A 23,137-nucleotide genomic window follows, 5' to 3' on the forward strand; every position below is an offset into this window, starting at 1 on the left:
TATTGCAATCAAATGACTGCATATTGCCTAAGCATATCCTGTACGTACCGCGTTCAGAGATTTCCCAGAAGATGTGACAGATAAGTGGTAGATAAATGGTTTATTTAAAATTCAGCAAAACCTTTAAAAAGATCAAAAATAGACAGCTATGTTTCCTGTCAAAATGCAGATAAAACATAGCTGTCTTCGTTTTTAATCATCCATTGTTATGGTGTGAATGACATTATATACCATTTTTTGAATCAATCCTCAGCCTTGTGAAGCTCATACTCATTCTCGAAATACTCATCCAGACACTGAAGGTTCATGACTCCATCCACGATAGATACCTTGAAGGTTGAGTCCCTGAGGTTACTCTTCTCGAAATCTACCTTGAGAGTATCTTCTTCTAGCTCGTAGTCGAAGCTGTAGCTGTGCTCCGGAAGTACCAGAGCCCCTGATCCACTCTTTGTGAAGCGGTAGGAAGTGATGTCATCGATGCTCCAGAGTCCTTCCATGTCCTCCATGGTAAGGTACTCCTTTTTCTTTTCTGCCAATGTCTCCGCCGGTGCCGTCGTCTCTGCAGGAACGGTTTCTTCTATCAGAGCTTCTGTCTCAGCCAATGTTTCCTCTGCCGTTGTCTCTTCAAGATCCTCTGTTGATGCTACAGTTCCTTCGGATTCAGGAACTTCGCCGGATTCATCTGTTCTGGTGTTAAAGTATACGTTTTTTCAAACAACAAAGTATAATCGCTTACTCTGCCAATTTTATAACTATATAGATATTTTCCAAATTCCGAGTCTCTTTTATTTGATCCAAAGGAAACCCATTCAAAAGTATTGTCGTCAAATATATGAATAACTTCATTTTGATATTTCCAAAATCCAGATAAATCATTCTCCTGGGGAATATTATTAAGGCTTATAGAAAAGAACATCATATGAGCATGGATGACTTTGCAAAAGTCAGTGGTATGTCAAAGACTTATGTATGGATGCTCGAAAAAAATATCAACTCTAAAACTGGAAAAAAGATCGTTCCTAGCCTCTTTTTTATTCTTTAGATTCTTCTGTTCTGTATTTTTTAAAACCCCTTGTGAACAACGAAAAAATTCCCTGTTTAGACTACACCCGGATCCTTAAAGATTCATAAATATTCAATAAACTCTCGGATTGCAACTTTACGATGTATCAATGATGTAATACACTATTAGTACAAAGGAGGCGTTGCTATGAGCAGTACAATCACTATAAGAGTTGAGGAAAATGTAAAAAAAGAAGCTAATAATATTTTTAAAGAAGTCGGAATGGATATGTCTACAGCTATTAATATTTATTTAAAACAAGTAATACGTAGTAAAGGCATACCTTTCCCTATTTCAGCAGATATACCTAATGCGGTGACATTAAACGCAATAAAGGAAGCAGAAAAAGGTGAGATGGCTTCTTTTTCTTCCATAGATGAACTTATGGAGGATCTGAATGATTAAGGAAATATCCTTCTGAAATAACGAAAAAAAGACTTCCGAAACCTCGGAAGTCCTTATCTTCTGCCCTTTTATGGAGCAGGGGTTGAGGGATTCGAACCCCCATGAGCGGTTTTGGAGACCGATATCTTACCATTGGATGAAACCCCTGTGTGTCGCTCGTCTCAAGCGACTCGTTTATAATACTCATTTTGGATGGTTTAGTCAAGCACTTTCTGAAAAAAGTTACTTCTTCAGTATCTGCAGCGCCTCCCTGATGTTTCGTACCGGAATCAGTTGGCAGTCCTTCAGGTTTCTGTCATTGAACCTTTTCAAATGATATGCAGGCATAACGATCTTGTTGAAACCAAGACGGATTGCTTCTTCTATACGCTGCTCTGCATTGGATACAGCTCTTACCTCTCCGGACAGACCTACCTCACCAAATACCATGATGTCATCGCTGACTTCGATATTCATGTATGATGAAATAAGTGCCATGACGATGCCGAGATCCATGGAAGGTTCCGCAATACGGAGGCCGCCGGTGATATTGACATAGGCATCGTACTTGCCTATCTCCAGATTCAGGCGGCGTTCCACGATGGCGATGAGCATGTTTAAACGGTTGTAGTCAAAACCGTTTGCAGTACGCCTTGGCAGATTAAAGGCACTTTGAACCACAAGCCCCTGTATCTCGATAAGCAGAGGTCTCGTACCTTCCATGCCGCAGGAAACAACAGATCCTGAAGCGCCTACCGGGCGCCCTGAAAGAAGGAGCTCGGATGGATTTGTTACCTCGTGGAGTCCATCACCGTCCATCTCGAAAACAGCGATTTCATTGGTGGAGCCAAAACGGTTTTTCTGCCCATGCATGATGCGGAGACTTCCGCTGCTTTCACCTTCGAAATAGAGAACCACGTCTACCATATGCTCGAGGATCTTGGGACCGGCAACATTACCATCCTTGGTCACATGACCCACTATGAAGATGGCAATGCCGTTTTCCTTTGCAAGACGCAGCAACTGTGCTGAGGATTCCCGGACCTGGCTTACGGAACCGGGAGCTGCGGTTACGGAATCGGTGTACATGGTCTGGATGGAATCGATGACCACGAAATGAGGACATTCCTCCCGGACAGTCTCAACGATGTTTTCAATGTTGGTCTCGGTCATGAACTTGAGATCTCCGGTAATGTTGGCGATCCGCTCAGCTCTCATCTTGATCTGTTTGAGACTTTCCTCTCCTGATACATAGAGCACGGATTTTTTGCTTTCTGCGGCGAGATTCCTGGATATTTCCAACAGTAATGTGGACTTACCTATTCCGGGATCTCCCCCGAGTAAAACCAGAGAGCCAACTACTATTCCACCTCCCAGAACACGGTCAAGTTCTTTAAAACCTGTGGGGATGCGGTCTTCTTTTTGCAGCTCGATTTCATTAATAAGAACAGGTTTCTGTCTTGTGGGGCGTGAAGATGAGTTCTTTGAAAAAGGCTTACTGCCGGCAGCAGGAGTAATGGGTTCCTCGACAAATGAATTCCAGGCACGACAGCCGGGACACTGTCCCAGCCACTTGGCTGATTCATATCCACATTCTTTGCAAAAAAATTTAGATGTTGCTTTTGCCATGTTTTTCCTTTGCGTGATAAAAAAATATATATGACACGGGGATGGTTTTCGAAATCATCAATGATGACTTAGAATACTGTCCCCGTGTCACTTGTAGGATTTGTAAGGATTAAGTTGTGATGAACTAGTTTGTATCCTTTACTGCCTTGACTGAAGTTTTAGCTGTTGTTCCAGTGGCTTTTGTCTTTGGCTTTTTGGCTGTTGTTTTGGCCTTGGCCGCAGGCTTCTTCACTGCTGTCTTTTTAGCCGGTTCAGCAGCTTTGTTCTGCCCTCCGAATTTAAGCGCATTTCCGTCCTTATCCACGGTGATCTTTACAGTGGAGTTTTCAGGAATATTTCCATCCAGGATCTCCTCTGCCAGCTTGTCCTCAAGTTCTGTCTGTATAGTCCTTCTCAAAGGTCTTGCGCCGAATTTAGGGTTGAAGCCTTTTTCGATGAGCCATTCCTTGGACTTTGAATCAAGGCTGATCTTGATGTTCATCTGTGAGCCTGCACGGTTAATGACATCTCTCATCATGATGGACAGGATATCCTTCATGTTTTCTCTTGTGATCTGGTGGAAAACGATGACCTCGTCAATTCTGTTAAGGAACTCCGGCTTAAAGAGACGGTGAACCTCGTCCATTACGCGGCTCTGCATAAACTGGTAATCCTTTTCCTGAGATCCGTCACCGGTATCAAATCCGAGACGCTTAGGGCTTACTATCTGCTCGGCTCCTGCATTGGAAGTCATGATAATGATAGTATTCTTAAAGGAAACCTTGCGTCCCTGAGCATCGGTAATGTGTCCGTCATCCAGCACCTGGAGAAGGATATTGAGAACGTCCGGATGTGCCTTCTCAATCTCATCGAAAAGTATGACAGAATATGGATTTCGTCTCACCTTCTCGCTGAGCTGTCCGCCTTCGTCATAGCCCACATATCCCGGAGGTGATCCGATCATCTTTGACACGCTGTACTTTTCCATGTACTCGGACATGTCAACCCGGATCAGGTTATTCTCGGAACCAAACATGGCTTCTGCCAATGCTTTCGAAAGCTCTGTCTTACCTACACCTGTAGGTCCCAGGAACATGAAAGAACCGATAGGACGCTTTGGATCCTTAAGACCTACGCGGCCTCTTTTAATTGCCTTTGCAACAGCAGAAACAGCCTCTGTCTGTCCCACAACCCTCTTGTGAAGAGTGTCCTCAAGACGCATAAGCTTCTCTGTTTCGCCCTCTGTAAGTTTCTGAACAGGGATTTTTGTCCACTCGGAGACAACATTGGCAATGTCGGTTTCTGTAACGTGAAGAACATTATCCTCCTTGGACTTCTGCCATTTTTCTATTTCTTTATCAAGCTTAAGCTTTTTCTGCTCCTGCTTTTTCTTTATCTCGGAAGCGCCTTCGAAATCCTCTTCCCGGATGCACTGTTCCTTGTCATTCTCCAGCTCGTCTATCTGCATACGGAGCTTTTTGATAGCCTGGGGTTCTCCGGAAGCGGTGATTCGTATCTTTGAGGCGGCTTCGTCAACAAGGTCGATGGCCTTGTCAGGAAGGTATCTGTCATTGATATAACGTTCAGACAAAGATACTGCGGCCTTTAATGCCTCATCATCTATAACCACGTGATGGTGCTCTTCATACTTTGGAGCGATGCCCTTAAGGATATAATAGGTCTCCTCCTCTGAAGGTTCATCCACAGTCACAGGCTGGAAACGTCGTTCAAGAGCCGCATCCTTTTCGATATGCTTTCTATATTCGTCGAGAGTTGTTGCACCGATGATCTGGAGCTCTCCGCGGGCCAGAGCAGGTTTAAGGATATTGGCAGCGTCTAATGCTCCCTCCGCACCGCCGGCACCGATGATGGTATGTATCTCATCGATAAACAAAAGAACATTACCGTCATTTCTTGCTTCGGCAATGACGCGCTTTATACGTTCCTCGAATTCTCCTCTGTATTTGGATCCTGCCACCATGCCTGAAATATCAAGGGTGACGAGTCGTTTGTTCTGTATGGTTTCGGGAACATCTCCCGAATAGATTCTCTGAGCCAGACCTTCTACAACTGCAGTTTTACCGACTCCGGGTTCTCCGATAAGACAAGGATTGTTCTTGGTTCTCCTTGACAGTATCTGGATAACTCTCATGATCTCAGAGCTTCTGCCGATGACAGGATCAAGCTTCCCGTCAGCTGCCATATCTGTGAGGTCTCTGGAATACTGGTCCAATGTTGGTGTATCGGAACGTTTTGGCTGCTGTGACTGACGCTGCGGCCGCTCATCAGTGGCCGGGTCCTGATTGATGACAGCCATAAGCTGCTGATAAATACGCTGAGCATTACCTCCCAGTGTAGCTATGATCCTGGAGGCAACACAGCCTGTATCCTTAAGAAGGGCAACAAGTATATGCTCTGTGCCAACAAGCCTGGATCCTGCACGCATCGCCTCCTGCATGGAGTTCTCCATGATCTTCTTGGCTGAAGGTGTATAACCTGCACGGTCAGTGACAGCGATGTTGCTATCCGGTGATATGAATTTGGAAATCATCTCACGAATCCTGTCTTCATTGATGCCGTTGGACTGGAGAACCTTTGATGCCACGGAAGTGCCTTCACGTCTCAGTCCCAGGAGTATATGTTCTGTGCCTATGTAATTGTGCCTGAGTTCCTCTGCCGATTCTATGGCAAGCTGTAAGGAACGTTGAGCCTGAATAGTAAATTGATTCATGTTTTACCACCTTTCATCAAGAATATTCTAGAACATTTGTAGGAGTTAATCAACTTGCAGTAGATTTGATTGCTGAACTTTTTGTCCCAAAGTAACAGTTCGGCCTGTGAACCATGATCCACAGGCCGAACTGTTACGTACAAAAAAGCAGACGCCAAAGGTGACGTCTGCTTTCATATCACATATTAAAGATCTTCGATATCAAGTCCGCCATCAGAAGATGTTTTATTTGCTTCAGAATCATCAGCTGAAGAAATCTTCGTATCCTTCAGGTTTGATTTCTTCCATTCCTTATTGAAGTCAAAAGCTTTTGTGGCTCCCATGTCTTCCTTTGAATCTGAGCTTTCACTTACGGACAGTGCCTCGTCTTCTTCATCAAGGTCTTCTAAATCAAGTCCTGAGCTTGCAGCAACCTGAGACAGGTTTTTGGTCATATTATAGTCTGCTTTCTCATTCTTTGTTATGATCCTGGTCATCTCCAGTTCCGGATCGGATGAATCATCAGAGGAAACAGAATCATTACCATTGCCAATTCTGTTGAATGCAATTGTCTCATCTAAAGGTACCGAGTCATCGGATGATCCGGTTTTGGCATCGTTCTGATCCTTCATGCTGCGAAGTGAGCCATGCTGAGGCATATGCCTTCTCTGTGTGAGCACAACGATCATAAAGATCAAAAGGATAATGACTATTCCGCCGAGTGCGCATGCAAGTATGAACATACTGTTATACTGACCTACAAGCTTGTCATATCTTTCAACTACTTCAGGATATTTTTCAGCGTTGGTCTTAATGTCTTCTGCGACAGGATCCTCAAAATATCTCTGGAGAGTTTTCTCCTGAAGATCATATCTGTAGAAGTTCAGTTCTCCTGCATCATTCATACCGTAAACGATGCAATACTGGTGGTCTGAATCATGCTTCCATACCCAGCCCTTAACCTGATGACCGTCTATGTCAATGGTACTTTCGGCAAAGCCTTCAGGTATCACAACATCTGAACCCGGGTTCATGATGGTAATGGTCTTTTCCTTGGAGCTGAGTTTCACGCCTTCATTTACAGTTTCAGTCGGAACACCGTTCTGTGCTGCATCGTCTGCATTAGGACCGCCTTCCTGTTTGGTTACCTTGATGTTGTAGGTTGCCTGAGTTGATCCATCCGCAGCTGTGACTGTGATGGCAACATTGTTCTCACCCATATTAAGCTGTTCGTTTCCGGTGACAGCTACTGTAGCACCTGTATCTGCAGTGACAGCATTGATGGCAAGGGTATCTACACTTGTTCCGACGATAACAGAATAATCAGTTACGTTATTTACGAACTCAGGGGTCAATGTTCCCGGAGATACCACAAGAGAACTAAGTATAGCATTGTTGGAAGCTGAGGCTGCAGATGAAATGGTGACAGTTGAGGAACCCTGGTGGGTTATTTCAGCTATGGACTCATCTGTGTCATAAACTTCAAAATTGGAAAGGCTTACATTTGCACTGCCGGATGCAAGAGTATTGAATTTAAGGTTGTACTCAAGGGTTCCGGTTTCAGCACCATTGGTTGCGCCATTGACACGAATGGTTCCGGCTCCGCCCTCGGCATCTGTTCCGCTGATAAATTCAAGAAGACTTGAATCGTAGCCAAGGGTGATGTCAGAACGTGACAAGGTTCCATCGGGACTTGAAACCTTCATTGTGACATTAACTTCAGAACCTACTGTGACAGTTGGGTCTGAAAAGGATATGGATGCTGTAGCAGCCAGTGCCTGCATTGACAAAATTACCGATATAGCAGCTGTTGTCAGAAAATATTTAAAATGACTCATGAATACCTCTTTGTTGTTTTCATACTTAACTTTATTATTTTACATCGGACCGACTCCAACTTCAACCATATTAGTGGATGAGCTGTTGGAAGCTGTTTCTGTAACTACTGCCTGAACTGAAGCATTGTTATAAGCAGATGAAACATCAACTGTTACCGGACCGTTTGTGCTGCCAAGTGTCGGATAGGCATATCCCGCTACCTGAACGTTTGAATAAGGATCCTGTGGCATAAATGTCTGATATGCATTCGTCTGACCGCCTGCAGACTTGTTAATGGTAATCTGGTAATTAAGCTGGTCTCCGTTTTCTGCTGTTACCAGAACATTAACTATGGTGGAAGCCTGATCCAGTGCTACCTGTCCGGCGCCTGAGATCGTTGCGCCTGAATGGATTGCTGCGGCGGAAACATTAACCGCTGTGACTGAAGGATCAACAATAAGTGTATATGAAGCAGTATCCATATTGAAGCCCGGAGTCAGAGTGAAACCATCCACTGAAAGTGAGGCAAGTTTGTTGTTTGGATTTCCGTCCTTTGTTGGCATAGGGCATGCAGTTTCAGGCATATTGGAATACACCGGAATGTAAAATGTGATTGCATCCTGACGCATGGCATCATTATAAGCCTTACTGAGGTTTTTACCCTCTTCTGCTGCTCCCTGTGTATTTGTCATGTACTGGTGCTTGTAAATGTTGGAGCCCTGAACATTAAATCTCTTAAGGTACAGTGTGTTCTGCCCGGCATTCAGATAGTTGCTTGCATAGAACATGGCACCGCCGACAATGGCTCTTTCCGGAGTGTTCCAGGGACGATTGTAGCTTCCGGATTGGGAAGCATACCAAAGACCCCTCTCAACGGCAGTCATACCGCCGGTTGCATAGGCACCAACGTTAAAATAGTTATAGTAGCCTGTAGCTCCTGAAATGGATCCGCTGGTTCCCTTGCTGCCCTGTTCCTGAATGATCATGGATGCAAGAACATATGGACTTATCTGAGCCTGCTCTGCAGCTTCCATAATGATATCTGAGTATGTTACTGTAACTGCACCTGTGTATGTGCCGGTAATGTTTCCGGCTCCGGCAGGATTGGCTGCTACGTCAACAGTGACGGCTCCGCCGGCAGTAATGGCTTCGCCGGGGGCTGTGTATGACGAACCGGCATCTGTGACGGCGGTGGTGCTGTTGGAAGCATTATCCGATGTTGATGTAACAGTACCTCCATCTGTAATGTTTATTACAGTTTCGTCAGAGGACTCTGAGGAATTTAATGCTGCTGCCGATTCTGAAGCCGTTGATTCTGAGGCTGCCTGAGTTTCAGTTGTGCTTCCCGGGGCATCGTACCCGATCAATACTTCGTCCGCATTGAGTCCGGAATTTACAAGATCAAGAATGGAACCAGCCTCTACTGTTACCGGACCTGATTCATAGGAAGAACCTGTAACGGGATCGGCTGTTCCGGTCATGTCTGTATAACCCATAGACTGAAGAGCAGTCTGATAAAGCGGACTGGATGAATCTATGGTAACACTACCTTCCAGGAAGGTTCCCTTAACCATGGACTTTAATCTGTCAAGTGTCTGTACAGAAGGATCAAATTCATGGGCTGTGAACTGGAATATGTAGCTGTCATCAAGGAAATTTCTCGGATCCATGTAATACTCAACAATTTCCTTTGAGGCTGCTACCCAGGTGGCTCCGTCGAATCCGGGCCAGCTGGAAGTTGTCCAGTCAAATTTTCCTGCTTCGGTTGATTTCCATGACGATTTTGAACCTTTATCGATAAGGCTTGAGGTTCCCTGAAGTTCTGCCTGTACGGCTGTGGACCAGTCTAGTCCCGTATTCATGGCCTTGAAGACCCAGTTTGGATATTGGGCGTGAAGCTGTCGAAGCCCCGGTTTGTAGGATTCGGGAAAACCCTGTTGTGCCAGAGCGGCTTCGAAATTGCCATCATTGGTATAGGATACCTGTGCCTGGACAAAATCGGAACGTACATATCCGGTGCCTCCCGAAAAAGAAATCTGAGCCCAGGTATTTCCGTCACTTCCTGTAGTCTGACCGATTATGGAAACCTGAGTGTTGTTCCCGAGGGATGTGACTACCGCTCCATCTGTTCCGGCGGAGGAACGAACATTAACATTGGTTCCTCTTATTACGGCCAGTTGTTCTGCATGAGAGATCAGGGCGCTGTTTGGTGCCAATGTTTCAGGCACGGATACAAACAGTCCCAATATGGTAAAAAGCGCAGTGGCTTTTTTGAGTTTTGTCTTTAGCTTGATTTTCTTCATTAAATCTGACTCCCCAATTTGCAAAAATTGACTCATTTAAATCATAAAAGTTAGCTCATGGAATCGCAACGGAAATCCAAATAATTCAGATAACCGACAAGGTTTTGTAATGAATGGGGGTGGGATGTTAAAACAGATGTAAAACTGAATTAATGAATGAGATTTAGAATCGAATATTTCCGGAGATTTGGAATCGAATATTTCCTGGGATTTGGAATGTGAAAAAACTTAAAGGCGGTGCCGGTAAACCGGCACCGCCTTTAAAAAGGATAAATCAGTCTCTATTAAACTGGATACGCCTTATTGGCTTTGTCAGCTGCTGTTGCAGCAACACCTGTACGCTGAGCATTTCTATACTCGAAGAAATCCTTGGCAACAGCCGGGAACAGTGCGTATGAAAGAACATCTTCCTTGGTAGGATTCTCAACATACTGCTTTGTTTCCTCGGTATACTTCTCCATCTGAGGCTCGATATGATCTGCAGGACGGTCTGTCATCTGAGCTTCGCCCTTAAGGATCTTCTTAACAACCTCAGGATCCATAGGCTTAACTGTACGTCCGAACTCTCCGGCTACGAGCTTATGTGACTCCTTAGGAACCATCTTATATCTCTCGCCCATAAGAACGTTCATAACAGCCTGGGTTCCAACAATCTGTGAAGAAGGTGTAACGAGAGGCGGCTCACCGAAGTCCTTACGAACTCTTGGAACTTCCTCAAGAACCTCTGTAAGCTGATCGTCCTTGCCTGCCTGGTGAAGCTGTGAAATAAGGTTACTGAGCATACCGCCCGGTACCTGATATCTAAGGGTGTTAACATTAACACCGAGAACCTTTGTTGAAAGAAGACCTGACTTCAGGCACTCCTCACGATATGGCTCGAAGTAGTTAGAAACATCGATGAGCTTGTTAACATCAAGACCTGTATCATACTCTGTTCCTTCAAATGCCTTAACCATAACGTCTGTTGAAGGCTGTGATGTACCGAGAGCAAAAGGTGTAGATGCTGTATCGATGATGTCAGCACCTGCCTCAACGCACTTAAGGTAAGTCATTGATGCCATACCTGATGTGTAGTGTGTGTGGATCTCGATAGGAAGCTTTGTTCCTCTCTTAAGAGCCTTTACAAGGTCATAACCTGCCTGTGGAAGAAGGAGTCCTGCCATATCCTTGATACAAAGGGAATCTGCACCAAGACTCTCAACGTCGTTTGCAAGCTTCTCCCAGTAATCAAGAGTATATGCATCACCGAGAGTATAGCAAAGAGCAATCTGAGCATGACCACCCTCTCTCTTGGTAGCCTTAACAGCTGTCTCAAGGTTACGGATATCGTTAAGACAGTCGAATATACGGATAACATCGATACCGTTTGCGATGGATCTCTCTACAAAGTTGTCAACAACGTCATCGGCATAATGATTGTATCCGAGAATGTTCTGACCTCTGAAAAGCATCTGAAGCTTTGTGTTCTTCATATGCTTTTTGATCATTCTGAGTCTCTCCCAGGGATCTTCCTTGAGGAAACGGAGGCATGAGTCAAATGTAGCTCCGCCCCAGCACTCTACAGCGTTATAACCAACCTGATCCATCTTATCAAGGATCGGCTCCATTTCTGAACTCGGCATACGAGTTGCGATTAATGACTGATGCGCATCACGCAGCACAGTCTCTGTGATTTTTACTTTAGCCATTTTATCTCCTCTATTTACTTAACACCGTAAACGGCCATAAATGTACCGGCTGCAACGGCAGTACCGATAACTCCGGCTACGTTAGGACCCATAGCCTGCATGAGCAGGAAGTTTGTAGGATCAGTTTCTGAAGCAACCTTCTGTGAAACTCTGGCAGCCATAGGAACGGCTGAAACACCGGCGGAACCGATGAGCGGGTTGATCTTCTTTCCGGAAAGAACGTACATGAGTTTTCCGATGAGAACACCGGCAGCTGTACCAAATGCAAATGCTATAAGACCGAGAGCTACGATCTTTAAGGTATCAACATTAAGGAAAGCCTCTGCTGACGTTGCACCACCTACAGATGTTCCAAGCATGATAACAACGATGTACATCATGGCGTTTGATGCAGTCTCTGTAAGCTGTTTAACAACACCGCACTCCTTGAAAAGGTTACCAAGCATAAGCATACCAACAAGTGGTGCTGTTGTAGGAAGAAGGAGACAAACTACTACTGTAACAACGATCGGGAAAAGGATTCTCTCGAGTTTTGATACAGGACGGAGTGTAGGCATCTTTACCTTTCTCTCCTCTTCTGTTGTAAGAGCCTTCATGATAGGAGGCTGGATGATAGGAACCAGTGACATGTAGGAGTAAGCTGCTACTGCGATAGGTCCTAAAAGTGATGTCTGTCCAAGCTTATTGCAAAGGAAAATAGATGTAGGACCGTCGGCTCCACCGATGATGGAGATGGCTGCGGCAGCAGCACCGTTGAATCCCATAAAAATAGCCATGAAATAAGCTGAGTAAATACCAAACTGAGCAGCAGCACCGAGAAGGAATGTTATCGGGTTTGCTATCAGCGGTGAGAAGTCTGTCTGGGCACCTACACCCATGAAGATAAGTGAAGGAAGGATCGCCCACTCATCAAGATGGAAGAAGTACCAAAGAAGTCCACCTGTTCCGTTAATGGATTTCTCCGGAGACATCATGATGTCCGGATAAATATTAACAAGCAGCATACCGAAAGCGATAGGAACCAGAAGAAGCGGCTCAAATCCTTTGGCAATGGCAAGATACAGGAAAACAAATGCGACGAAGATCATCAGGATGTTTCCCCATGTCATGCTTACGAAAGCTGTCTGCTGGAGCAGGTTTGAAAATGTTTGTAATGCGTTCATATTTTATTTATCCTCCAGTACAGCGAATCAAATCAACAAAAGCAAATCAACCGTTAATTAGTTAAGAGTTGCAAGAGTTGCACCTGACTCTACTGCATCACCAACAGAAACGTTGATGGAAGCAATTGTACCGTCCTGAGGAGCAACGATCTCGTTCTCCATCTTCATAGCCTCGAGAACAAGGATAGCCTCACCGGACTTAACAGCCTCGCCGGCATTCTTCTTAACAGCAAGGATCTTTCCGGGCATAGGAGCCTCAACCTTTACTGAACCCTGAGCGCCTGATGCTGCAGGAGCAGCTGCAGGTGCAGGAGCTGCTGCGGGAGCGGGAGCAGCGGCAGCCTTAGGAGCAGCAGCACCGTTGCCGCCCTCTTCTACTGTTACGTCATAAGCGACGCCGTTTACTGTAATAGTATATTTCTTCATTTTAAATACCTCTCAATAAATAAGGGCAATCGCCCGTGTTAATCTAAAGTTGCAAGAGTTGCACCGGATTCCACTGCATCACCAACAGAAACATTGATGGAAGCAATTGTACCATCCTGAGGAGCAACGATTTCGTTTTCCATCTTCATGGCCTCGAGAATAAGGATAGCCTCACCGGACTTGACAGCCTCGCCGGCATTCTTCTTAACAGCAAGAATCTTGCCTGGCATAGGAGCCTCAACCTTTATGGAACCCTGGGCACCTGATGCTGCGGGAGCTGCCTTAGGAGCGGGAGCTGCTGCAGGCGCTGCGGGAGCAACTGATGTGACTACAGGTGCAGGAGCCGGAGCTGCTACTGTTGAAGCTGAAACCATGCAACGGTTTCTTAATGGACGTACACGTAAGTTGTTATTAAGTGCAGGACCGGGTACGAAACCGTTATTGTCTGAAACTGAGCCCTCTGTGTCAGCCTCATATGCTGCGATTGCTGCTGCAATAACTGCCTGAATTGTATCATCACTGGCTGCGGCCGCCGGAGCTGCCTGAGGAGCCGGAGCTGCCTTTACTGCAGGAGCTTCCTGAGCTGCAGGAGCTACTGCTTTATTCTTTGCCTCTTTGCTCTCCTTCATCTTCTTCTCAAATACACCGATGTACTTGAAAAGTGAGATGATCCATGCAATGAAAATGAGAACTGCAAATACGGTTCCCATACCAACAATGAGGTTGCCTGCGGCATCAGCCATGAGTTCAGGCATTTCATAGTGCGGCTCAAAGGTCATCTCTGATATTGCACCTGTCATCTCGTTGATACCAAGGGTGAGCTTAAGGGGTCTCTTTTCAAATGTTGAATCTATTTCGATTCGGTAGCCATCTTCTGTTTTTGAAGCTTCGGCACTGTCCACACTTACAAAGGAACCAAGACGATCCATGCTGTTTATATAGTTTGTAAGACCGTTGTATTTAATGGAGTCCTTTGTCTTAAATGCAGTATCGATCTGTCTCTGAATATCTTCCGCGGGAAGCTTATAGATACTCTGTTCTGCATACTGCATTGCCTGCTGCTCAAGTGCTGACTTGATAGTCGGGTCAATGGACTCAACTGTCTTGTTGTCTGAACTTCCGCAAGCGGCAAGTGTGATAACGGAAAGTACAAGAGCTAAACAGAGAGCAGCTTTTCTAAACCACTGTTTCATTCTGTCTCCTCTCATCAAACTGTTCCGTTTTTCTTGTTTGGTCTGTAAACGCTCTTCCATCCGAGCATCTGAAGAGAAGCTGCGATTCTCTGTCTTGTCTCCTGGGGATCGATGATCTCGTCTACATATCCTCTCTTGGCTGCGGCAAGTGCGGTGTTCTCTTCTGCAAACTTCTTTGCAAGTTCTGCATCACCGTCAGCTACAACCTTTGCAGCCTGATCTGCATCCATGACACCAATCTTTGAGTTATTGAATGCATATACAATATCTGCACCGAGAGCCTTGGAACCGAATGTAAGACCTGCTGTGCCAAGAGCATTCTTAACAACTGTGATAACAGGAACATCAGCATTGCTGTAAGCATAAGCAAGCTTTGCAGCTGCTGTAGGCATATGCTTCTCTGTGCATTCACAGTTGCAGTAGCCTGTTACATCAACTACTGAAATTACAGGAAGGTCGAAGGCATTGGCAAAAGATACAAGTCTTGCTGCCTTATCTGCACCCTTCCAGGTAAGCTTCTGGCTCTTGTTTGCAACGATTGCAACAGTCTCCCCGCCGATCTGAGCGAAACCTGTTACAACATCCTTTGAGTATCCCTTCTTTGTCTCAAGGAAGATACCGTTATCTGCAAGCTGCTTAACAGCTTCATCAGCGTCAAGTGTGTCAAATGAAAGAACAGCACGGTTAAGATCGTCTGTGCTCTCATCAAGAACTCCGCCATCTGTATTATTACCTGGTAATACAGCCACTAACTTACGAATCTGAGCGAATACCTCATCTTCTGTGCCGTCGAAATCAACAAGTCCGAATTCCTCGCGCTTTGCAGCCTTTGCGATCTCGTCATCCTTGTTTCCGATAACGGCGTCAGGTGCATTGACATATGCCTTTGCCTTTGTGTTCTCCATAAGAACATAATCGGAAAGTCCTGCGAGAACTGTAAGTCCGCCGCCGCAGTTTCCGAAAATAGCTGTGATCTGAGGAATCTGACCACTTGCGAGTGTCTGCTTCTTATAGATGCGTCCGAGACCAAACAAAGAGTCGTTAGCCTCCTCAAGTCTGACACCTGAGCAATCTACAAGAGCGATTACAGGAGCCTGATTTTTCATCGCCATTGAGTAAATGTTGGCGATCTTTCTGGCATGCATCTCTCCGATTGAACCGCCGAGAACTGCGGAGTCCTGTGCATAAACATACACAAGGTTACCGTCAATTGTTCCGTAGCCGGTTACAACACCATCGGAAGGTGCTTTCTTTTCAGCAAGGTTGAAATCTGTTGATCTTGCCTCAACAAGACGGCCGACTTCAACGAAGCTGAACTCATCGAGCAGTGACTGAATTCTTGTCAGAGCTGATGATGTTGACTGATTATCCATGTTTTATCCTCCATTTCATATATAAACAAAGGGCATAGTACACCCCGGTTTATGTCTCATATATTGTAATCTATAGATATGCAATATTCAACATGATTTTAAGTTATATTATACGTAACCCAAAAAGAAGGACAGCCGATTTTTGTTGAAATTACTGGGCTTTTTCGAAGTGCATAGGAAAGAGCTATATTCACTATTCTGATTTCCAATCATGTATAATGATGATTTTTTGGACATTGGTGTCTGCGGCATCACGGCAGGTTTGTAAAAACCCATATTCCGGAGTAACGTGTTGCTCCGTTGAAAATAAAAAAACGGACCCTGACCGATCCGTTTAAGTAAACCTCAGTCCTTTCGGATAGTGGTTTTTTATCTGATTATTTACGAGCTTTCCGAGGCCGAGAGCTATTCCGTCACAGGTTACTATGACCCATCCCTTTCCCGAAACTCCATCCGGAGCCGGAATCTGAAGTCCTTTCAGGTACTGTTCTGTTTCGGATGCATCTGAACTATAGTTGCAGACAGATAATTCATAATTATTCAATTCTTCGGGATCGTAAATGTTTATGGCGTGAGTCAGGGCATGTTCCGGCTCAATGCGCTTTCCGAGGTCTGAGGCTTTGAGAATTCCTGATCTGAAGGTTCGAAGTCCTTTCAGGTCAGGCATAAAGGATGGAATCAGATAGATCTGGTCCTTTTGCTTTACTTCCTTATAATTCATAGCAGAAATGCTGTTTCCCGGAATATGTGCTGATGCATCATTCGATGAAGCATCGTTTTCAAAAGGATCCTTTCCGGCTTTTCTGAAAACGGCAATGTAATGACCTTCGCCTTTTTCCAGATGCGGCCATACACGTTTTTCGAAAATCAGTTCCATATCTTCATGCTCTGTAAGGATGAAATCTCTGATATCCTCATCCTCTTCTTTTTCGAAGGTACAGGTTGAGTAACAGAGCTTGCCTCCGGCAGAGAGCATTCTGTAAGCATTGGAAACGATCTCCTTCTGGCGTTCGGCACAAAGTCGGACATTTTCAAGGGACCATTCTTTTATCGCGGTTTCATCTTTTCTGAACATTCCCTCGCCGGAACAAGGTGCATCAACAATGATTCTCGTAAAATATTCCGGAAAATGATCGGCCAGTCTTCCTGTATCCTCATTTGTAACAGCTGCATTTGTTATACCCATTCGTTCAATATTTGAACTCAGAGTCTTTGCCCTTAATGCCACATATTCGTTTGATAAAAGAAATCCTCTGAGCTCCGGTGAAAGCATATCAGCTGCCTGAGTTGATTTTCCACCGGGACTTGCGCAAAGATCGGCGACTCTGTCGAAGGGGCGGATATCGAGATGTGCAACCGCCTGCATGGCTTCTGTACCCTGAATGTAATATAAACCGGCTTCATGATAAGGATGCTTTCCGGGACGGATACCTTTTTTAAGAAGGTATTCCTCGTCCATATAGAATTCGCGGTAATATTTTTTCTCTTTGTGGATGATGTAACTGGCGTCTTTCAGGGGTTCCAGGTTCCATTCTTCCACAAGACGATCATAAGTGATCCTGGTGGGTGAACAGGAGCTCTCATTGGCTATGAGTTTTTTAAGGTTTAGACGCAGTCCCCGTATCGGAGGAGCATCGTAGCTTTGGATGAAAGCCTCATACTGGTCAGTCTCCTGAAGCAGCTGATTCATTCTGTTTAAAAATTCCTGTGGCAATGTTATCATAGGCACCCCGTGAAATATAGAAAAAACGGTACACCCTCAGTGCACCGTTTCCTGCTGACTAAATAAAAAATGATTAAAGATCGATTCTGTAATCAGAACTTCCAACACCGTCAATTGTGTAGTATGCAGCAGATTCTGCAACATTAACATACACATCTACAGACTGTACGTCAGCCTTGATGGCCTTTGCAGCGGCAATGGCATCAGCCTGGAGCTTGGAAGGCTCATAATCTCTGTCATTGATCTGTAATGTAATATATGTTGAGACCTCAGCATTTGCTGCAGCAGGCTTCTTTTCGACAGGCTTCTTTGCAGCTGTCTTTGCAGGAGCCTTTGTCTCAGCCTTTGGTTCTGCTTTTTTAGCTTCAGGCTTCTTTGCAGCTTCTTTCTTTTCTGTAGTTTTAGCAGTTTCGGTTTTTGCTGCAGGTTTTTTTGATGTTTCCTTTACTGTTGCAGCAGCCTTTTTGATTTCAGCGAAGGATTCCTTGAGTGCTTCATCCTTTGCGGCTGTCGTCTTTGAATTCTTCTCCATACCTTTATCTCCCCGTTTTTAAAAATTCGAATAATACAATATTCTTAGAAAAAATCGTATAATTCCGTGTTTCCTTAGCATTATATTTCTGTGATTTCGCTTTGTCAACAAAAGCGGTCTGAAATGTGGTAAGCCAAATAAAACAAAACACTGAACCCTAGGTAAAACCAGGTGGCCGGATTTGAAAACCAGGTTGTAAAGAAAGAGAAAGAGAAATAAAAAGCAAGCTCAGCATATATAAGTCTTGAAAACGGATTATCATCTTTGGCATGCGCATAAAGGATAAATCCGGTGATGAGACCTATGATGATTGCAAAAATAATAATGCCTATGATTCCGAAATCGTACCAGGCGTCATAAAGCAGAGTTACGGTTGTGAGTTCTTCCTTATTGGTGAATAAAGGAAATGCCATGTCCAGTGACGGAAAAAGAAATTTCAGTCCGGTCAGGGTGATCACCGGGTACAGCATTTTAATACCCCTTGAATGAACGGTAAGCTCCTGAGTCATTACATTAAAATTGTCATAGTTATTGGCTATATACATGTAGGGCTGGGTTATAAATATCGGAGTGTGGGGATCCTTCATTTCGAATATCCCGTTAAGATACTCCACGGAATGTGCCCTTTCTATGGTGATGATCACATATACGAGTATAAGTAATATGCCAAGTATAAGAATTTGCCAAAGCTTGTATTTCTTTCCGGAAACCGTTGTGACAAAAATGGCAAGGATCGCTGCAAACATAAACTGGAATCTTGAGACCAGAAGAATACAAAGGATCAATGGTGCCAAAAGACCTATTACGGAGGTGATATCCGGAAGTAATGACAGCTTGTGTCTTTGGTCAATGTAAAGCATCGTTACACCCGGAATCAAAATAGCCAGGGTTGTGAAATAATGAATCCCTTTAAGATGGAAATAACTGTAGGCATGGGGAGTGTCTACTGTGAACAGAGGAATAAACTGCAGTTTCCATGCTTCGAAAAAGAAGCAAGCCCAGGATAAAAGTGTTACAGACAGAATTATAGTTTTAAATATGAAGAGTTTGCTTACCCTTAATTCGATTGAGGATCCTGTTTTGAAAAAATGCTTTTGATAAAGCAAATGCTCCGTATATTTTGATATGAAATAAAAAATTGGATAAAAAATAAAAAAGGATCCCCAGGTAGAAAGCGTCCAGTCTGTAGACAGATTACTTAATTGCAGACGGGCAATACCCTCGCCTCCCAAAAGTCCCAGAGCCATAAGACCTCTGAGGTTTAGAAGTTCATTTGAGAAAAGCTTTTCCCTTAGATAAATAAATACAGCAATACCTATAAGAAAAGCTGCAGATAGAGCGGATAAACCCGCTCTACCTGTAATGAAGCTCAGTATATAGGCTGCTGTATAAATGATAAGTACTTTAATTTCATCCATAATTAATTATGAGAACCTTCTCTTGCGGTCTCTTCAGGAGATAGTTCTGTTTCGTCGGATGGACTGCTCTCTTCCGGCTTTGTTTCCCCGTTATGAACCACTCTTTCGTTTTCGCTATGGCTTTCTTCAAGTTCGGAAGACGAATCAGACGTGTCAACTGATTCGGATTCGTTATGCGCGGAAGATTCCTCTGTCTGGTGTGTCGGTTCTTCGGATTCGGGTACCGGAGGCGCCGGATTATCCGGGTTTGACGGGTTCGGTGCAGGTGCAGGCGCCGGATTTCCGTGATTATCATTAACATCAGGAAGTTTCTCTATACGTACAAGAACATTGATCTGAGGATCCTGATCTTTCGCCAACTCAACACCTGCAGGAAGGATCTGTGACAGGTCAAAGGATACGGACACACTATCCCGTGCTTCGTTAATGTTTATCTCCGGCAGTTGGAAAACAGTCATGGAGTCTATCACTCCGGGTAATGAAGACAAAGCCACACTATCGGGAGATACGGTTGTTGATTCATACTGATATCCTGCGGCAGGAGTTCCTGTAACAGATGAAAGAAGGTTTATATTTTTTTCTTTATGTACTGTGACGGAGTAATCGATATTCTCTTCGTTGCTGGTCACACCCTGAAGATTGGTCAGTTTGTTTCCATTGGCATCATAGTATACAAGCTGGGCTATACCGTCCTGGTTTGCGGATATGCCCGTCACATCCAGTTCTATGCCGACTGCAGATATACGTCCTATCTCTGATTCTTTGCCGGTTATATATACGGACTCCGGACTGGAAGCGATATTAACTACACGATATCCGGATTTTGGATCACCGGTAGTGGTGTATTTGATATCGAATTTCTTTTTCTGTATGTTTTCCAGAGTTATCTTAACAACAGAAGGACGTATCTGAACGTTGTCTATTATTGATTCTTTACCATTAAGTACTTCGTAGTAAACGGGTACAGAACCGGTGATGCTGTAATCCGACAGGCTTATATAGGCGCGGAAATCGGAGCTCGAGATGGATGATCTCATATCTGTTCTTACATTATAAGAAACGGTTACACTTGTCCTGTCAGCAACCCAGGTTTTGAAATCAGAATCAAAGGCATCCTGGTTTAATACTTCTAAAGTAACGGTTCTGGAGTCGTTGATTTCCGGCTTTGAAACATTTACAACCAACACCCATATAACAAATGCAAGAAAGAGACTTAATGCTTTAAGAGAAAAGTTTTCGGTGAAAAAACGTTTGATCATACTTTGTGCTCCTTTCTTGTATTGCGGAAGAAAGGAAAACGATTTGAAGCCGTATCGTTATCGGATTCGTCTTTTTGTACAGGCAGCATTGCTCTTAATGCCTCTGCATCATTTGCACGCTTTAAAACACCGTTAACGGCTACCGAAACACGACCGGTTTCTTCTGAAACCACAACAGTTATGGCATCTGAAGATTCGGAAATGCCGAGGGCTGCCCTGTGTCTGGTGCCATAATCCTTTGAAATTTCTGTTTCAGATAATGGCAGGTAACAGGTCGCGGATATTACCCTGTCTCCCACAACAACTACAGCACCATCGTGAAGCGGCGTGTTCTTCTCGAAAATATTGATAAGCAGTGCAGCCGTAACGAGACCGTTGATGCGTATTCCGGTGGCGGCTATTTCATTCAGTGGTTGCTTTTGCTGTATAACAATAAGTGCACCGGTTTTCTTCTTTGCCATTTCAAAAGTTGCAACAATGATTTCGTTTATTGTATTTATGCCGGAATCTTCAATGTTACTTCCGGGGAATAAGCTTGTGAAAAAGTTGCGGGTTCCCAGCTGTTCAAGGGCTTTTCTGAGCTCGGGTTGAAAAATTACAACAGCGGCGATGATAAATACAGTGGAGATCCTTTCAATCAACCACATTATTGTCGAAAGCTGCATCGCCCACGCTATAACGATGAAGGCACCGATGACAGCGAGTCCTTTTAACAGTGCAAAGGCACGGGTATTCTTGATCCAAAGCAAAAATTCATAGACTATGACGGCCAGGATCACGATCTCAACGATATTAGGCAGATAAAATGGCGGAAGCAGGCTAAACCAGCTTCTCAGTTTTGGAAAAATATCTGGCATCAATTCTCATCCTCATCTAATGATTTTAATTTAGGGATTGCTTTTACATAGTAAATATAATCGTCATCTTCAAAGCGAAGACGTTCTGTTCGCTGATAATCAACTGCATGAAATGCAAAAACGTATAATAGAGAAATCAGGCAGGAAATAAAAAGTCCCGGCAAAATTCCCAAAAATGAAAATTCCAGTTCAAAATGCATATAACCGCATACAGAAACTATGATGATTGATATGACTCCGGCGATGACGGCAACTATCCAATTGGACTCGAAAGATATTTGACTTATGATAAACACTATTACAATGCAAAATGCAAAAGCAGCCATAGTGATGATGATCTCTTTATCTTTAAACAGATTGCCGAATAATCCGGCATATGCCGTTGCCATAGCGGTTATGTCACTGCCTGTGGCAGCTTTTGACAGTGATGAATTAACAGAAATATATTCTATTAAATAGTATAACATAACTCCGATGGATACAGGCACGGTTGACATAAGACCTAATGACAATCCTGCAATTATCGGAATTACATATGGGATATGAATGTAAAAAAATAGCGGAACAAGGGCTATAAGGATGGCATTATCGGCTCTGAAAGTTGATTGAATAAGGGCAGCCAACAGTAAGACTATGCCTGCAACCAGAAATATTTCCAGAGATCCTGCGTAAGCGTTACCAAGGATCAGCATACCGAAAAAGACAGGAATACAAGTCCATGGTAAAAACGAACAGAGAATAGAAGCTGCGATACAAATAAGCGGATTTGAAAGCATGTCGCTGTAGCCTATATTGCTGTTCACTGTGAAAAAGCAAAGAAAGGCAGTAACAGCCTTGATCACAGGTAAGATCCAAAAATCATTTTCTGTATAAAATTTTTGTAAAGACTCTCTCACTCTTATCATTTGTATCTAAAGCCTTTCATTTATCTCTTTTCCGAATGTTTAGTACATCTATCCTATCGTCATCCATATCTTCATCAAGCCATCCGCTTTGGGACTCACCCTTCTTGCTATAAGGTGTGTGTTCCTTTGTGGGATTAGCAATAGGATCATCAAGCCAGCCTCCCTCGGGATCAGAAAGCTCTCCACCGTCTTTTACGTAAGTACGAAATCGTGGATGTATCGACTCCCAGGTATTGGAAATGTCATCGTATACTCGTATACTGCCGCCGGTTTCCTTATAATATTCGGCTTCGTCTTTCGTTACATCTATGTAATCAAATTCGTTTTCCTGCATACGGAGCAGCTTGTCAAGTTTAGCTGTATAGAAAAGACTTTTGCGATGAGCATTATCATAGCTTATGGAACATCGTATATAAGCTCCAAGGATGATGATCACCATGCCGGCAAGGTAAATATACAGAATCGATTGAAGTGAAGCTATGATAAAGGAAATGTTAAGATGCAGCAACACTTCCTCTATATTCACTACGGCGATTATGATACTTATAACGATAAAACAAAGTGTGTAATAGATGGATGCAGTAAGAATCCCGCGTGAAATATAATCACCTTTAAAATATTTACTTGTCTCTATGATCCCTTTACCCTCTTTTTTTTCGTATATGGATAACTGAACCATAAGGCGGATCTTTTCAACATTCAGCATTTGATTTA

19 protein-coding genes, 1 tRNA gene and 1 pseudogene are annotated in these 23,137 nt (G+C 44.0%); 2 read left to right on the top strand and 19 right to left on the bottom strand.

What is annotated here, in order from left to right:
* Positions 1–242: 242 nt before the first annotated feature.
* Entirely contained in the window at positions 243–602 is a 360-nt protein-coding gene (locus tag T357_RS0102905; protein WP_029200653.1) for a DUF5640 domain-containing protein, read from the bottom strand.
* A 290-nt stretch (positions 603–892) separates the two neighbouring features.
* On the opposite strand from T357_RS0102905, the gene T357_RS22300 reads away from it, so the two are divergent.
* Positions 893–1,042, top strand: a complete 150-nt coding sequence (locus T357_RS22300) for a helix-turn-helix domain-containing protein (protein ID WP_442944859.1) — start codon at positions 893–895, stop codon at positions 1,040–1,042.
* 168 nt (positions 1,043–1,210) lie between these two features.
* On the top strand, positions 1,211–1,468 hold the full coding sequence (locus T357_RS0102920; protein ID WP_031548452.1) for a type II toxin-antitoxin system RelB/DinJ family antitoxin: 258 nt from the start codon (positions 1,211–1,213) through the stop codon (positions 1,466–1,468).
* Between the two features lie 76 nt (positions 1,469–1,544).
* On the opposite strand, the gene T357_RS0102925 is transcribed toward T357_RS0102920, so the two are convergent.
* The 18 genes and pseudogenes from T357_RS0102925 to T357_RS0103010 all read right to left on the bottom strand — a co-directional run bounded on the left by T357_RS0102925 (position 1,545) and on the right by T357_RS0103010 (position 23,129).
* Positions 1,545–1,615, bottom strand: a tRNA-Trp gene (locus tag T357_RS0102925).
* A 75-nt stretch (positions 1,616–1,690) separates the two neighbouring features.
* A complete protein-coding gene (radA, locus tag T357_RS0102930) occupies positions 1,691–3,076 on the bottom strand; it encodes a DNA repair protein RadA (protein WP_031548454.1) in 1,386 nt (461 codons plus the stop codon).
* Positions 3,077–3,200: 124 nt separating this feature from the next.
* Complete coding sequence (locus T357_RS0102935) at positions 3,201–5,786, bottom strand: ATP-dependent Clp protease ATP-binding subunit (protein WP_031548456.1); 2,586 nt, start codon at positions 5,784–5,786, stop codon at positions 3,201–3,203.
* Between the two features lie 185 nt (positions 5,787–5,971).
* Positions 5,972–7,603 (bottom strand): cadherin-like beta sandwich domain-containing protein, encoded by a 1,632-nt coding sequence (locus T357_RS0102940; protein ID WP_049962232.1) that lies wholly within the window; start codon positions 7,601–7,603, stop codon positions 5,972–5,974.
* A gap of 39 nt (positions 7,604–7,642) precedes the next feature.
* A complete protein-coding gene (locus tag T357_RS0102945) occupies positions 7,643–9,886 on the bottom strand; it encodes an SH3 domain-containing protein (RefSeq protein ID WP_049962233.1) in 2,244 nt (747 codons plus the stop codon).
* A gap of 284 nt (positions 9,887–10,170) precedes the next feature.
* Entirely contained in the window at positions 10,171–11,574 is a 1,404-nt protein-coding gene (locus T357_RS0102950) for an oxaloacetate decarboxylase subunit alpha (RefSeq protein ID WP_031548461.1), read from the bottom strand.
* Positions 11,575–11,588: 14 nt separating this feature from the next.
* On the bottom strand, positions 11,589–12,737 hold the full coding sequence (locus T357_RS0102955) for a sodium ion-translocating decarboxylase subunit beta (RefSeq protein WP_031548463.1): 1,149 nt from the start codon (positions 12,735–12,737) through the stop codon (positions 11,589–11,591).
* A gap of 57 nt (positions 12,738–12,794) precedes the next feature.
* Positions 12,795–13,163, bottom strand: coding sequence for a biotin/lipoyl-containing protein (locus tag T357_RS0102960; RefSeq protein WP_031548465.1), 369 nt, complete (start codon positions 13,161–13,163; stop codon positions 12,795–12,797).
* A gap of 38 nt (positions 13,164–13,201) precedes the next feature.
* Positions 13,202–13,537, bottom strand: coding sequence for an acyl-CoA carboxylase biotin carboxyl carrier protein subunit (locus tag T357_RS22110; RefSeq protein WP_044916017.1), 336 nt, complete (start codon positions 13,535–13,537; stop codon positions 13,202–13,204).
* 108 nt (positions 13,538–13,645) lie between these two features.
* Positions 13,646–14,416: pseudogene (locus T357_RS22115) on the bottom strand (OadG family protein); the annotation flags it as partial.
* Positions 14,371–15,729 (bottom strand): acyl-CoA carboxylase subunit beta, encoded by a 1,359-nt coding sequence (locus tag T357_RS0102975; RefSeq protein WP_031548467.1) that lies wholly within the window; start codon positions 15,727–15,729, stop codon positions 14,371–14,373. The pseudogene T357_RS22115 and the gene T357_RS0102975, both read right to left, overlap by 46 nt.
* Before the next feature lie 334 nt (positions 15,730–16,063).
* Complete coding sequence (locus T357_RS0102980) at positions 16,064–17,452, bottom strand: RsmF rRNA methyltransferase first C-terminal domain-containing protein (protein ID WP_031548470.1); 1,389 nt, start codon at positions 17,450–17,452, stop codon at positions 16,064–16,066.
* Positions 17,453–17,525: 73 nt separating this feature from the next.
* Positions 17,526–17,984, bottom strand: a complete 459-nt coding sequence (locus T357_RS0102985; RefSeq protein WP_049962234.1) for a DUF6465 family protein — start codon at positions 17,982–17,984, stop codon at positions 17,526–17,528.
* A 104-nt stretch (positions 17,985–18,088) separates the two neighbouring features.
* Positions 18,089–19,402, bottom strand: coding sequence for an O-antigen polymerase (locus tag T357_RS0102990; RefSeq protein WP_031548474.1), 1,314 nt, complete (start codon positions 19,400–19,402; stop codon positions 18,089–18,091).
* Positions 19,403–19,404: 2 nt separating this feature from the next.
* Positions 19,405–20,661 (bottom strand): CdaR family protein, encoded by a 1,257-nt coding sequence (locus tag T357_RS0102995; protein ID WP_049962235.1) that lies wholly within the window; start codon positions 20,659–20,661, stop codon positions 19,405–19,407.
* Positions 20,658–21,518 (bottom strand): diadenylate cyclase CdaA, encoded by an 861-nt coding sequence (gene cdaA, locus T357_RS0103000; protein ID WP_031548478.1) that lies wholly within the window; start codon positions 21,516–21,518, stop codon positions 20,658–20,660. Before cdaA ends, T357_RS0102995 begins: the two co-directional genes overlap by 4 nt.
* Positions 21,518–22,360, bottom strand: a complete 843-nt coding sequence (locus tag T357_RS0103005) for a hypothetical protein (protein WP_155991209.1) — start codon at positions 22,358–22,360, stop codon at positions 21,518–21,520. The genes cdaA and T357_RS0103005 overlap by 1 nt, the downstream gene beginning before the upstream one ends.
* Before the next feature lie 79 nt (positions 22,361–22,439).
* Positions 22,440–23,129, bottom strand: a complete 690-nt coding sequence (locus T357_RS0103010) for a hypothetical protein (RefSeq protein ID WP_031548481.1) — start codon at positions 23,127–23,129, stop codon at positions 22,440–22,442.
* Between the last annotated feature and the right edge of the window lie 8 nt (positions 23,130–23,137).

The sequence above is a fragment of the Oribacterium sp. FC2011 genome (assembly GCF_000701645.1).
GTDB lineage: Bacteria > Bacillota > Clostridia > Lachnospirales > Lachnospiraceae > Oribacterium.

What these genes read in the sequence shown, in the direction of transcription:
- T357_RS0102920 (WP_031548452.1), top strand. Translation starts at nt 1,211, where the DNA reads ATGAGCAGTACAATCACTATAAGAGTTGAGGAAAATGTAAAAAAAGAA.
- radA (WP_031548454.1), bottom strand. Translation starts at nt 3,076, where the DNA reads ATGGCAAAAGCAACATCTAAATTTTTTTGCAAAGAATGTGGATATGAA.
- T357_RS0102935 (WP_031548456.1), bottom strand. Translation starts at nt 5,786, where the DNA reads ATGAATCAATTTACTATTCAGGCTCAACGTTCCTTACAGCTTGCCATA.
- T357_RS0102940 (WP_049962232.1), bottom strand. Translation starts at nt 7,603, where the DNA reads ATGAGTCATTTTAAATATTTTCTGACAACAGCTGCTATATCGGTAATT.
- T357_RS0102945 (WP_049962233.1), bottom strand. Translation starts at nt 9,886, where the DNA reads ATGAAGAAAATCAAGCTAAAGACAAAACTCAAAAAAGCCACTGCGCTT.
- T357_RS0102950 (WP_031548461.1), bottom strand. Translation starts at nt 11,574, where the DNA reads ATGGCTAAAGTAAAAATCACAGAGACTGTGCTGCGTGATGCGCATCAG.
- T357_RS0102955 (WP_031548463.1), bottom strand. Translation starts at nt 12,737, where the DNA reads ATGAACGCATTACAAACATTTTCAAACCTGCTCCAGCAGACAGCTTTC.
- T357_RS0102960 (WP_031548465.1), bottom strand. Translation starts at nt 13,163, where the DNA reads ATGAAGAAATATACTATTACAGTAAACGGCGTCGCTTATGACGTAACA.
- T357_RS22110 (WP_044916017.1), bottom strand. Translation starts at nt 13,537, where the DNA reads ATGGTTTCAGCTTCAACAGTAGCAGCTCCGGCTCCTGCACCTGTAGTC.
- T357_RS0102975 (WP_031548467.1), bottom strand. Translation starts at nt 15,729, where the DNA reads ATGGATAATCAGTCAACATCATCAGCTCTGACAAGAATTCAGTCACTG.
- T357_RS0102980 (WP_031548470.1), bottom strand. Translation starts at nt 17,452, where the DNA reads ATGATAACATTGCCACAGGAATTTTTAAACAGAATGAATCAGCTGCTT.
- T357_RS0102985 (WP_049962234.1), bottom strand. Translation starts at nt 17,984, where the DNA reads ATGGAGAAGAATTCAAAGACGACAGCCGCAAAGGATGAAGCACTCAAG.
- T357_RS0102990 (WP_031548474.1), bottom strand. Translation starts at nt 19,402, where the DNA reads ATGGATGAAATTAAAGTACTTATCATTTATACAGCAGCCTATATACTG.
- T357_RS0102995 (WP_049962235.1), bottom strand. Translation starts at nt 20,661, where the DNA reads ATGATCAAACGTTTTTTCACCGAAAACTTTTCTCTTAAAGCATTAAGT.
- cdaA (WP_031548478.1), bottom strand. Translation starts at nt 21,518, where the DNA reads ATGCCAGATATTTTTCCAAAACTGAGAAGCTGGTTTAGCCTGCTTCCG.
- T357_RS0103010 (WP_031548481.1), bottom strand. Translation starts at nt 23,129, where the DNA reads ATGCTGAATGTTGAAAAGATCCGCCTTATGGTTCAGTTATCCATATAC.